5 protein-coding genes are annotated in these 12,631 nt (G+C 42.5%); 2 read left to right on the forward strand and 3 right to left on the reverse strand.

What is annotated here, in order from left to right:
• Positions 1–153 precede the first annotated feature (153 nt).
• Positions 154–1,362, forward strand: coding sequence for a glycosyltransferase family 2 protein (locus PN499_RS14625; protein WP_272032717.1), 1,209 nt, complete (start codon positions 154–156; stop codon positions 1,360–1,362).
• A 12-nt stretch (positions 1,363–1,374) separates the two neighbouring features.
• Here the strand turns inward: PN499_RS14625 and PN499_RS14630 are convergent, their stop codons facing one another.
• Entirely contained in the window at positions 1,375–4,125 is a 2,751-nt protein-coding gene (locus PN499_RS14630) for an AAA-like domain-containing protein (RefSeq protein WP_272032718.1), read from the reverse strand.
• A gap of 1,192 nt (positions 4,126–5,317) precedes the next feature.
• Between PN499_RS14630 and PN499_RS14635 the strand changes: the two genes are divergently transcribed.
• A complete protein-coding gene (locus PN499_RS14635; RefSeq protein ID WP_272032719.1) occupies positions 5,318–5,893 on the forward strand; it encodes a hypothetical protein in 576 nt (191 codons plus the stop codon).
• Positions 5,894–6,040: 147 nt separating this feature from the next.
• On the opposite strand, the gene PN499_RS14640 is transcribed toward PN499_RS14635, so the two are convergent.
• The gene (locus tag PN499_RS14640) at positions 6,041–11,122 is read right to left on the reverse strand and encodes a PAS domain-containing protein (RefSeq protein WP_272032720.1); all 5,082 of its coding nucleotides are present in this window, start codon (positions 11,120–11,122) and stop codon (positions 6,041–6,043) included.
• Positions 11,123–11,402: 280 nt separating this feature from the next.
• Entirely contained in the window at positions 11,403–12,614 is a 1,212-nt protein-coding gene (locus PN499_RS14645; RefSeq protein ID WP_272032721.1) for a hybrid sensor histidine kinase/response regulator, read from the reverse strand.
• Positions 12,615–12,631 lie beyond the last annotated feature (17 nt).

A 12,631-nucleotide genomic window follows, 5' to 3' on the forward strand; every position in this document is an offset into this window, starting at 1 on the left:
ATCGCAGAGACTAGGCGATTGCTTCGCGGAGCTCGCAACTGCGCTGCGCTTGGCTCGCAATGACAATAAAGGGGGTAGTAAAGCCGGATTTGGTATAATTAGCCATTAGCCATTAGCTATTACCAATTACCAATTACCAATTACCCTGTTCTGATGGAAATTAAAATTACTATAGCTGCATTTGTTAATGTTGTTCTGTTTCTAATTGCAATTGGGCTTTTACTTCCGATTGCAGTTCTTTTTCTAGAATGCAGTGCAGCCTTTTTGCGGAGCTTCCGCAAAACAGCAGAGACTGCAATTGTGCGTCCTCCTGTAGCGGTTTTAGTTCCTGCTCACAATGAAGCTATCGGAATTGGTGCCACTCTTTCGGCATTATTGCCACAGTTAACAACTCAAGATCGCCTGATAGTAATTGCGGATAATTGTACTGACGGAACAGCCCAGATCGCACGCAGTTTCGGTGCAACTGCAATCGAACGCTGCGATCTCGATCGCTTAGGAAAGGGATATGCTTTAGACTATGGACTGCGGTTTCTGGAAGCCGATCCGCCGACAGTGGTTGTCATCGTTGATGCAGACTGTATTTGCCAACAGGATACAATCGAGCGACTGGTTAGTGTTGCAGTTACTTCATCACAACCAGTTCAGGCAATTTATTTGATGGAAAAACCGCCCTTACCAAGTCCGAAAGATTCAATTTCTGCCTTAGCTTTTACGGTTAAGAATTTAGTCCGGCCGAGTGGATTAGCTCAGTTAGGCTTCCCCTGTTTGTTAACAGGTACGGGGATGGCTTTTCCCTGGTCAGTAATTCAGGAAATTTCCCTGGCTAGCGGTAATATTGTGGAAGATATGCAGCTTAGTGTCGATTTAGCGATCGCGGGACATACGACTATATTTTGCCCAGAGGCAAAAGTAATAGGTTGTCTCCCCCAGCAGCAGCAAGCAGCAACAAGCCAAAGGACTAGGTGGGAACACGGACACTTACAGACTTTGCTTACTCAAACTCCGAGACTGCTAAAAGCTGCGATCGCTCAAAGGCGCTTTGACTTATTCGCGATCGCTCTCGACTTATCCGTACCTCCCCTCTCCCTCTTAGTAGCGATTTGGGTTACAGCTTTGGGTGGAGCGTTATTAGCCGCAATGCTAGGAGCCTCTTGGCTTCCCGCCCTGATATTAGCAATCGAAGGACTTTTGATTTTAATTTCGATTGTCGCAGCTTGGGCTAAGTTTGCACGTAATGATATCTCAGCGAGAACTCTTTTAGCTGTACCTTTTTACATTCTTTGGAAAATCCCTCTTTATCTGAGTTTTCTGGTGCAGCGTCAGACAAAGTGGATTCGCACAGAGCGAGATGCAAGCTAGCCGCGTCTTCCCCTAGTCCCTAGCTATATGTTTGAGAAACGAGAGATCCACAGTACCAAAATTAACAACTAAAGCTACATTGAGATTTTCCAGAGATTTGACCAACCACCGCATATCATCTAGAGCTTTACCTTCATAGTGATTAAACAAAATAGAAAATCTCTTTTCTAACTCAGGTTTAACTTTGCGCGAAAGCAACGCAATTTTGAGCAAAAGGCTTGTTGCTCTCACGGGGCCCAGGTTAGAAACCAGATCGTAAAATACATAGTGGTTGGGACGTTCAGGGCTTTCTACTACTAGAAAGTCGAACAGATAGCGGCAAGTCTCAATTAGTAATAAGTTATTCAGCTTCTCAGAATCGCTCTCAGGAAAAGTGCTTTTTAGCTGCTTATATAAACGGTCATTAAATTGGCGTTTCCCGTAAGTAGGCTTAATAGAAGATATCAAATACTCATATAAATCTTCCTTAAAAGCTGCGTAGGATTGAGTCTTTCTCGTGCGGACGAGGAAAAACTGAGCTGATTCTCGGTAAGTCTGAGAACCTTCAACTTTTCCTGCAAATTCCTTGACAGCAAAGTTCAGTTCAGCATCGGTCAAAAGGGTAGGGTTCAACACTGACTGCATTTGGCTAGCTGTATTTTGCGATTGCCTGACTAAATAAGTTAAATATTGGGACAACTCCATTTCAAATTGCCACTGTTTTTGAGATTGAATGTGTCGGATAGTTTGCTGATCTTCGTAAGAGCTATCTCTACTTAGCAAACAATGACTGTACAAATAGGGATAGCGATAAATTAATTGACCTACAGAAGAATTAATCTCTGGTTTATTTACCTCTGCGTCGGGGTCTACTACTTTAACTAACCGCTCTAGAGCTAGATATTCTTCACTTTTTGTAAATAATTTTACCTGTTCTTGTAAGCGTTTAACTATATAAAATTCTACCCCATTGCGGGGTATATTATTCTTAAATAAAGCTATTAAATCTGCAATCGCTACTTTATTTCGGGCGTGCAATTGCCAGCGGTTAATTAGGATGTGGCAGCAGCGGTAAAGGATATATTTAAACTGTAGATCCTCGCGTTTCACAGAAATAATACTATATAAAGCTGCTTCTACTTTCCGATCGGGATATCCTCTGCCGTCTATAAACAACTTGCGAAAGCGCTCTATTATTTCCGGTGGCGACTCTGTTTGTACGCAGTAAACTAGATGATCGTACAACATTTGCTCATCGCTAGAACCAGATTCGGATTCATACAAACTTGGAGCCATAATCGGCTTAAATTCTCTCGGTGGCTCAAGTTGTGTCGGTTCTTCAACAATTTCTGTGGGGATTACATCTCCGCTACTTTCGGAGATTTCAGAATCAATAAATTGACCCATTGAAACGTCATCATTAGGAGAATTATCTTGAGGTTTTGCTGCCACATTTTGACTGGAGATCAAAAACTTATAGTGTTCTCCACTTAATTTTTTATCTGCTGTCCAGACTAAGGCCTTCTGTAATTCTTGCCCTCTCAAGAGCCGCGAATCATCCACACAGTCTGAAGCTAACCACCCTACAAATGCTTCCCGATAGGGAGCTAGGTTTTCCAGTTCTTTTTCAACCCAGTTAGAATTAAAAACAGACTCATAAATGGGATTATAAACTTTTAATTTATTCTGATGCTTAACTACTAATCCTGACAGGCGCAATTCTATTTGTTCGGGAGAGTCATCAGCAACTACCCCCCCTTGCCCCCCCTTACTAAGGGGGGGTATATTGAGCCCCCCCTTAGTAAGGGGGGGTTGGGGGGGTAGCAAAACTTGCTGGTATAAAACCAGTAGCCGACAAGTATTATGGCGACTCCGCAAAATGCGATCGCGAATTGTCTTTAAATGTTCTGGTTCATCTTGTGCTTCCCAGTTGTTAATAATACGCTCTTTTACCAAGTCCTCAATGTATTGTGCTTCACCACCTTTGGGAATAAATGATGAAGAGGCTAGTACAAATTTGCAAAGTTTTTGGGTGAGAAATGGTTTCCCGCCTGTCCAAGTTAATATTTCTTTAAGCACTATTCGTGGCTGAAAGGCTTTCAGAGCTAATCCTTTGGTTAAGGCCAGACTTTCCTCTAGTTGAAAACCACTTAAGTGTATTGCTCGACCAATATTAAAAGGGGTACGGTTTTTGTCTTGAATTAATTCAGATGGAGTAGCTACTCCCAAGAGAGCGAAGGTCAGACGATTATATTCCGGCTGATCTGCTCGCTGATTGTAGCAAGCGCGAATCAAAGCAAAAAAATCGTCTACATTAAAGTTTAAACTGAGTATACTGTCGATTTCATCTATAAAAATTACCAGATTTTTAGTAATTTCTGTGAGTAATACTTTGCGAATGAATACATCTAATCGCTTGACGGGAGCAAGCATTTCATGGTCGCTCCACCAGCTCACGACATCAAATCGATCTAATAGATTAAAACTACTGGCGATGCTGTAGATTAGTCCTGCATACCACTGTTCAGGCTTGATGTCTTGACAGCCAATTGTGGTCAAGTCAATTGAGGCACAAACAAGACCTGAATCTTGCAGCCTTTTCATAGTTTGCACCCGCAAACTAGATTTGCCCATTTGTCGGGAATTGAGGACATAGCAGAATTGTCCAGCCTTTAGGCCTTCGTAGAGTTCATCATCTGCTTGTCGCCTTACATAAGTAGGAGCGTCTATTGGTAGACTTCCCCCGACTTGATATTGATAGGTTAAGTTTAGTTCTGTCTTCATCGATTGAGTCTCTAAAAAACTCCCGTATCATTTCCCCAAGTTTTTGTCAAGGTATGTTTAGTTTGATGAAGGGCGATGCCTGCGGACTTCGGCGTGAGCGCTCAGTCGAACGCTGGCGTAGCTGCGGCGCGGCAGCTAAATTTTTTTATGTAATGCCCGCTCTGTACAGTTCTTTTACCGCCCAGAGAGCGGGGTTACAAACAATAAACAAAGTAATAAACTAAGTATAGTTAAACTGTTCGACTTTAGCTGTAATATTGTAAACATCAAACCCACAATACTTCAGTTTGGTAACAATATTCGCTCGGTGTACTAAAAGCAGCCAATAAAAAACCTCAGCAAGTTGCTGAGGGCAGCGAGTATGCGAAAAATCGTTAATGACTGCGTTCTTCAATTTACGTAGGATTGCATGGCTCCCTATGTTTTTTGAAGATACACCCTGATATATTAACTACCCGATGGATTAACACCCTGATGGTTTAACTCCCTGATAGATGACCGCCCTGATGGCTTTCACTCCACTACCCAAAAAAGCAGGGTGGGTGGAAGATCGTGGACACTACTAACACTTCACTTCCGGCTTTTCTGGTCGCTCAGGTGTGCCTGTCTGGATTAATTATTGCAGACAGCATTTCCTGGATACAAGAGGTCTATTGCACAGACCCACTTTACCCGACCGACCTGCCAAAAAGTGATTTGTTAGGTTCATCAGGGTCATCATCATGAAAAAGAGTATCTTAGTTTTAGGGTTCATAGCCTCCGCAGGCTTCTCCTTTTTCACTTTCCCTAGCCTCCGAGCATCTGCATCCGAGCCATCAGCGAGCGTCACGACTGTACAGAAGAGTTGGACTCAGGTCAACTACACTGGAACGAATGAGGACGGCGATAAAGAGGACGTAAAGACAGGTAAAAAAGGGAAATAGTTCCTGCTCTCCTGCGTTCTGACAACCGCCTCAATCGGTCGAAGGGTACAACTCCTGCCCATTCAAAAAGTGATGCAGAGCCGCACCCTGCGTTCGTGAAGGGGATGAGAGGATAGGATAATGGGATGGACGAGAAAATTTATTAACAGGGCTAGTTTGGGGACGTTTCTACATCCCTTGCTCCCTCCATCCCCACCCTCCTACCTTTTTGGCCTCTGAAGTTCCTGACCTTCTTTTATGCCCCAATCGTAATTCCTCCAAAAACTCCAATGGAAAACTCTCTCATCACTACCCGCAGACAGCGGAACTCGACAAAAACCCAGGAAAGGCGGCAGGCGACACCGAAAGAAAAAAAGTTAATTCACCTGTTGGCGAATCTGGGATGTAGTTTGGTTCGCTATGACTACAAGCACTCAACTACCAAAGGAGTGATTCCGCCCGATGAACGGAAGCATTTAGCTGAGTGGCACTATCTCCGACTTCAGCAAATTCGCAGGGTTGAGCGCAGTTTAGAACCTGTAGCCACTCTCAAGCGCGTTTACTACAAGAGCATTCTCAGCCCTAGAGACCTCAAGTCGCTGAAACTGCTTTGGGTTGATGAGGAGGGCAAAAATAGGGTTAAGCGCGTCGATCCAGATTTGGATGTGGTGCTTACGGAAGCTCTCGATCGCGGAGATACTTTGAAGCAAATTTTTCACACTATTGAAGCAAAAGAACGCCTTTTTTCGCCGACTCCCGCTGGCGGCCCAGTGCCTTTTTGGGTGCAAGAATGGGAAAGTTCAGGCTACGATATAAACTTTTTCCCTCCTTCATTCCCTGCATGGGCTTCTATTGTTGATGATTAAGCTAATAGTTAACTGTTAACTGTTAACTGTTAACTGTTAACTGTTAATTCTTGCGAAGATAGGGGATGTTAATGATGTTTGGCGTAAGCAATTAGCAATTAGCCATTAGCAATTAGCCATTAGCAATTAGCCATTAGCAATTAGCAGTTACCGCTGCCGCACTGGCATTTCAATTACAAAATCTGCGCCGTTTCCAGGTGTAGAAATGCAGGTAATTTGACCGCCGTGCTGCTCGACTACGATTGAATGAGCGATTGACAGTCCTAGTCCAGTTCCCTTACCTACGGGTTTAGTGGTAAAGAAGGGGTCAAAGAGTTTTTGGCAAACAGATTCTGGTATGCCTGGCCCATTGTCAGCAATCGATATTCCTACGCGATCGCGCTCTGCAAGATAAGTACGAATGGTGATAGTAGGAGTGCGATCGCCTGCAATCGCTGCTTCTCTTTTACTCTGCTCTTCTAAAGCATCGATCGCATTCGCCAAAATATTCATCACTACCTGATTCAACTGACCGCCGCAGCATTCTACTTTGGGCAGTTTGGCGTAATTTTTAACTACCATTATTTGCGAAGTGCTGCCTTGAAAGTTCAGGCGGCTTTGCAAAATTAGCAGCGTACTCTCGATGCCTTCATGGATGTTAACCAACTTCATCTCTGCTTCGTCTAGGCGAGAGAAAGTCCGTAGGGATTTGACAATTTCTCTGATCCTTTCTGCTCCCACTTTCATGGAATTAAAAAGTTTGGGTAAATCGGTAGAAATATATTCCAAATCTATATTCTGTATTTTTTCCGATATTTCTGCGGTTGTTTCTGGATATTGGTGCTGATAGAGGTGAACCAGTTCCAACAGCTCAAAACTGTAATCTTTGGCAGGACTGAGATTGCCGTAAATAAAGTTGACAGGGTTATTAATTTCGTGAGCTACACCAGCAACTAACTGCCCCAAACTCACCATTTTTTCGTTTTGAATTAACTGAGATTGAGTGTTTTTCAACTTCTGCATAGCAACTTCTAGCTGCACGGCTTTTGAGCGCTCTCGTGCTTCCGAATCTCGCAAGGCTGCAAGAGCTTGTTTGCGCTCGGCAATTTCAGTTTGCGCCTGTTCAAACAGTGTTGATTGCTGGATCGCGATCGCTAATTGCCAGCTAATTTGTTTGAGACATTCGATCTCAGGTTCTTGCCATACACGGGGGCCACTACACTGATGGGCAATCAGTAAACCCCACAGCTTTTGACCTTGCAAAATAGGAGCCACTAAATTAGCTCTAACCTGCAAGCTAGCAAGTAAATCCACATAACATTTATTGCGATCGCTATTGAGAATGTCGCAGTTTACATTAACCAGACCTTCTAGGTAGAGTGGGATATATTGTTCGATAAAGCAGTTATCTTGAATATCAAGACCTAAGATCGGCATATATCCTGACTGCACTGATTCCACCACGACTACTCCCGTCCAGTCGGGGTGAAAGCGGTAAATTACTGTACGCTCAGTTTGCAAAAATTGCCGCACTTGTTCTACAGTAGTCTTCAGGATTTCCTCTAAGTTGAGAGAGGAGCGCATTCGCTCTAAAATTGTCCCTACTAGCCTTTCCCGCTTTAATTGCTGCTGTAAGGCAAATTCGGCCTGTTTGCGGTCAGTAATATCCATTGCTGTCCCGAATAGCCGCACGACCTGACCGGATTCATTTTTAAATGCTTTTCCCTTACTATTAATATGCCTGATTTCTCCGTCGAGGCGATAGATGCGGTGGTCTAAATCATAAGAGATACCTTCAGTTATTGCTCTTTCAACTAATTGTTGAAATTCGGTTCTGTCTTCTGGATAAATTTGTTCTAAAAGTTGGGCCCAAGTTGGTGTTTGCCCTAGCTTGTGCCCGTAAATTCGGAAGACCTCCTCAGACAAACTAATTGTTCCCGCTGCGATTTCAAATTCCCAATTGCCGATGTGGGCAATTCTCTGAGCTTGCTGCAACTCTTGCGCTAATTGAAAGGCAGCTTCTTCTGCTGCTTTGCGATCGCTAATGTCTTTGTGCGTACCCGACATCCGCAGGGGTGAACCCCACTGATCGCGCTCTACCACTTTACCCCCAGCTAAAATCCATTTCCAAGGGCCTGCTTTACTCAGCATCCGAAATTCAATTTCATAGGCGGTAGTGCGACCTTCCACATAAGCTTTTAAAGCCGCTCTCACTTTCGGTAAATCTTCAGGGTGTATGAGATTTTCCCAGGCTTGATAATTGTTTTCAACCTCATCTATTTCATAGCCCAACATTTTCTTCCACTGGGGATCGAAATAAGTTTCTGCCGTCGCTATATTCCAATCCCATAACCCCAAAGCGCTACCCTCTATTGCTAACTGCAACCGCTGTTCGCTGATCCGCAAGGCAGACTCTTTTTGTTTGAGTTCAGTGATGTCGGCAATAACTGCTATCATCCCTACTTTATTGCCTGCATTGTCTACTATACAATCAGCTCGTAATTGAGTTTGTACAATCTCACCCTGCTTAGTTTTGAGTTCAACTTCGCCGCTCCAAGAACAGCCTTTACGAAGGCTTTTAAATATCTCTCTCAATACGCTTGATTTAGCGTGAATTAAGGCTGGCCCCCCAGCTTCATTTAGTTCCTCAACGGTGTAACCATAGCGGTGAATAAAGGCTTGGTTGTGGTAAATTGAGTTGCCGTCCAAGTCAGCGATCGCAACTGCATCGCTAGCGCTTTCTACAGCAGCTCTAACTTGCAGTAGAGCAAGTTCTGCCTGTTTGCCAGGAGTGATGTCAAAAATGAGTCCATCTAGCCACAAAATCTCGCCATTTTGAGATAATTTTGCCCTGCCTTTTTCAGCAATCCACCGCACTGAACCGTTACAATGAATAATTCGGTATTCCAAATTATAGGACTCTCTGGCTGCCCTTGCCACTGCAACTTCACGACTGACCATTTCTCTATCGTCAGGATGAATAATGCTGGCAAAACTTAAGCGGTGATTTTGAATGAAATCGACCGCTGGATAACCACTAATTGCCTCAATTTCATCACTGATAAATTCCATTGTCCAATCCGCGTCGCATAAGCCTCGATAAATTGCGCCGGGAAGGTTTTCTACCAGAGAGCGAAATCTTTCCTCACTCTCGCGCAAAGCTACTTCTGTTTGTTTGCGCTGAATGTGAACGCCTAACTGAGTCGCCGCCGCATTTACGAGTTCAACTAAACGTGATTCTTTTGTTGTTTGAGTTTTCTTAAAGAAAACCAAAACTGCTAATACCTCAGAACTACTACAAATTGGCACACCAAAGCTGGTTTTTAATCCCATTCCCAGGGCAATTTGCGTCCTCAGAAAAACCGGTTCTTTAACCTCAGAAACATCTTCTATCCATTCGGACTCGCCAGACAACCAAATTCGCCCTGGTAGTCCAACTCCAGGCGCAAATGTTAAATTTCGACTTTGGTATCCGAATTCATCTAAATTTTTATCGCTAGCATACCAAATTTCGCTGTATTCTAAAACTTTACCGTTAGTATCAGGAATCCATGCTTCCCCAAAATTCCAGCCAATTGTCCTGCACAATAACCGCAGGACATCTGCTAAGGCACTTTGAAAGTCTTCAGATTGACTAATTGCTTGAGTTGCTGTTAGCAACAAGCGAATTTCTTCTTCGGCTTGTTTGCGTTCTGTAATATCAGTTGCCGTTCCTAAAATCTGGGTGAGTTGACCTTCTGAGTTCCTAGAAAAGGCAGTATCTCTGCTAATTAACCAGCGCCAAGAGCCATCTTTGTGTCGCATCCGATATTCGATTTCAAAGATCTCGCCATCGAGTCCATTTTCTATTTGTTGCCAATATTCAGGAATAATAGCAAAATCTTCAGGGTGGATCGTTGTTTGTAATATTGGCTTTCCCCTTTCTGCAACTTCTTCTAATGTATAACCCATAAGTTCGCCTAGACAGCAATTCGCATAGATATTCCGGTTTTCGCGGATGTCATAAACGTACAGAATATTGGGGCTGGAACTGGCTATTTTTTCAATGAAACGTTGGCTTTCTTCTAGTTTGGCTTGCTGCTGTTTGTAGCTAGTAACATCTCTAATTGTGCCGACCAGCATTTTACTACCATCTGTATTTTTAAAGATAGTTTTCTTGGTGGAAATCACCCTTTCTGTGCCATCCACACCGATCAATATTTCCTCATTTTCTTCAGCACTACCCGCTGTAAATACTTGGTCATCTTTGCCCCAAGCAAGATCGGCTTTTTCTGGGGTAAAGATATCATAGTCTGATTTGCATAAGAGTTCTTCGCGGGGCTTGCCTAATAACTGACAAAAAGCGTTATTAAAGACGATTAAGCGGCGATCCTCGTCTTTAACAAATATGGGGTCAGCAATTGCATTCAGAGTATGTTTGAGGAAGTCTTGGGATGCCTGCAATTGCTCTTGGGCTAATATTTGGTGAGTAATATCGTTCAGGGTACCCGCAGTACCGGAGATAGTGCCATTGGGGGCAAAGGTTAGACGCGCTTGCACTTCAATCCAGCGAAATTTTTCTTCTTTAGTTAGGTAGCGAATTTTATAGCGACAGGCTTCTTTTTGGCCTTCAACTAATGGTTGTAAATACTCTATATTCCTTTGCCTATCTTCAGGATAAATATAGTTTAAAAATGGAGTACCCAAACTTTCGGGTATCCCAAATCCTGTAATTTCTGTCCAAGCGGCATTCAAAAATACCCAATTGCCGGCGGTATCTACTTGGAAAATTACTTCTTTGATATTATCTACTAGAGAGCGATATTTTTCTTCGTTTTGCCGCCAAACTGCTTGTCTATTCTGACGGGAAATCGCGTTGCGTAAGGAACGCATCAGCAGTTTACTGTTAACTTCTCTTTTTACCAGATATTCCTGAGCTCCAGCTTGAATTGACTGGGTAGCTACTTCTTCATCGCTGTTGGCTGTGAGTACAATAATCGGAATATTTAAACCATATTCTTGCAGTCTAGCAACTGTCTGAAATCCTTTGCTATCAGGAAGTGAAAGGTCTAGTAATATTGCGTCAAAAGTTTCGTGGCGCAAATGTTCTAGAGCTTGACTGAGCCGAACTACTGAAGTCAACAAAAGTGATTGTGTACTCCTATTTTCTAATAGTAATTCTTGAATCAGTTCAGCATCATCTGCGTTATCTTCGACTAGGAGAACTTTTAAGGATGTGTGGGTGGAAGTCGGTTTAAGAGCTGATGTCATGGGTGCAAGTTACCAAGAAAAATCTCAAAATCTGCGATCGCTACAGTTAGCTTGCCTGCTGTAATTAATACTAAGTTGCATTCAAATTGGCTATCACATTTTGCACCCTCATCACTAAGCCGCTAATTTTGACTGGAATTTAGAGGGGCAAAAGCAGTGCACTTGTCAAAACTTATCTCTATTATATCAAAAAAAATCTCAATGTAAACTATACCTCTTACCAAAATATTTTAGAGGTTGGGCACAGCCTGCCGTTAGCTTAATATTTGACCAGCAAATTTTAAATTTTATCAATAATGGACTTCGGCAGAATTACGGTAAAGATACTGCCCTTACCAAGCTCAGATTTAATTGTAATTTCGCCTTGGAAAGGTTTTAAAAGTTCTAGACACGTATAAAGCCCTAATCCTGTTCCTGTAGGTGCTCCCTCTTTTTCTTCCTCGCCTTTAGCTGGTTTGGATGTGTAGAAAAAGTCAAACACATTTGGCAGGTGTTCTGGTGCTATACCGCAGCCAGAATCTTCTATATCCATGTAGATCCTATCTTCATCTTGTCTGGTAATAATAGTCAAGTTTTGGTTTTTCATGTTCCACATAGCATGGAGTGCATTATCTATTAAATTGTGGAATACCTGGGAAAAATAAGAATAAATTAAAGGCAAGCTGGGAAGGCTGGGATCAAATAAATATTTTTTATTAACCTTGTGCTTAAAATGTAAATTTGACTCTAAAAGTTGCAGTTCTCGCTGCAATAAATCATTCAAATTCACAGGCTGCAACTCTCCCTTTTGATCTTTAATACTTTTGAACATTAAAGTTTCCATGATTTCATTAATTGCAGCTACTGAACGATTAATATATTTGCTATAGTTAAAAAGTGACTTGTCATCCAATTGTGCCGCCTTAGCTTCAATCAAATCAACGCTAGTCTGGATGATTTGTAATGGGCTTCTCAAGTTGTGTACCATTCCTTGGGTTAATCGCCCGACGATCGCAGTTTTTTGCTGCTCTATTAGCTGTTTGGTTTTTTGTTCTACTAGCTTTTCTAGATTACCGTTAAGTGCAGCGAGTTGTTCATTCTTCTCTTGGAGTTTTTTTTGCAATTTGCAGATAGTCAAATGGGTTTGAATGCGGCTCAATACTTCTTCATGCTGAAACGGCTTAGTAATGTAATCAACAGCTCCCGCTTGAAAACCCCTGACTTTATTTACTGTATCAGAAAGGGCAGTCATAAAAATCACTGGAATGTCTTTGGTAGCTGGAATTGCTTTCAGCCGAATGCAAGTTTCAAACCCGTCAATTCCTGGCATCATTACATCTAAAAGTATCAAGTCTGGTCGAATATATTCAAGTTGCTCGATCGCACTTTCACCATCGAGTGCTACTAATACTTTAAAGTTGCAACTCCTTAAAAAGTCGAAAAGTACATCGAGATTAGTTTGATTATCATCAACGATAAGAATGATACTTCTTTCTGAATTTTTGATGTTCATATTTTTAGATTAACTTC

The sequence above is a fragment of the Kamptonema animale CS-326 genome, assembly GCF_028330895.1.
In the GTDB taxonomy this organism is placed as follows: Bacteria; Cyanobacteriota; Cyanobacteriia; order Cyanobacteriales; family Microcoleaceae; genus Kamptonema; species Kamptonema formosum.

Excerpts from the sequence above, each read along its gene's own strand:
- PN499_RS14625 (WP_272032717.1), top strand. The coding sequence starts at position 154 with ATGGAAATTAAAATTACTATAGCTGCATTTGTTAATGTTGTTCTGTTT.
- PN499_RS14635 (WP_272032719.1), top strand. The coding sequence starts at position 5,318 with ATGGAAAACTCTCTCATCACTACCCGCAGACAGCGGAACTCGACAAAA.
- PN499_RS14640 (WP_272032720.1), bottom strand. The coding sequence starts at position 11,122 with ATGACATCAGCTCTTAAACCGACTTCCACCCACACATCCTTAAAAGTT.
- PN499_RS14630 (WP_272032718.1), bottom strand. The coding sequence starts at position 4,125 with ATGAAGACAGAACTAAACTTAACCTATCAATATCAAGTCGGGGGAAGT.
- PN499_RS14645 (WP_272032721.1), bottom strand. The coding sequence starts at position 12,614 with ATGAACATCAAAAATTCAGAAAGAAGTATCATTCTTATCGTTGATGAT.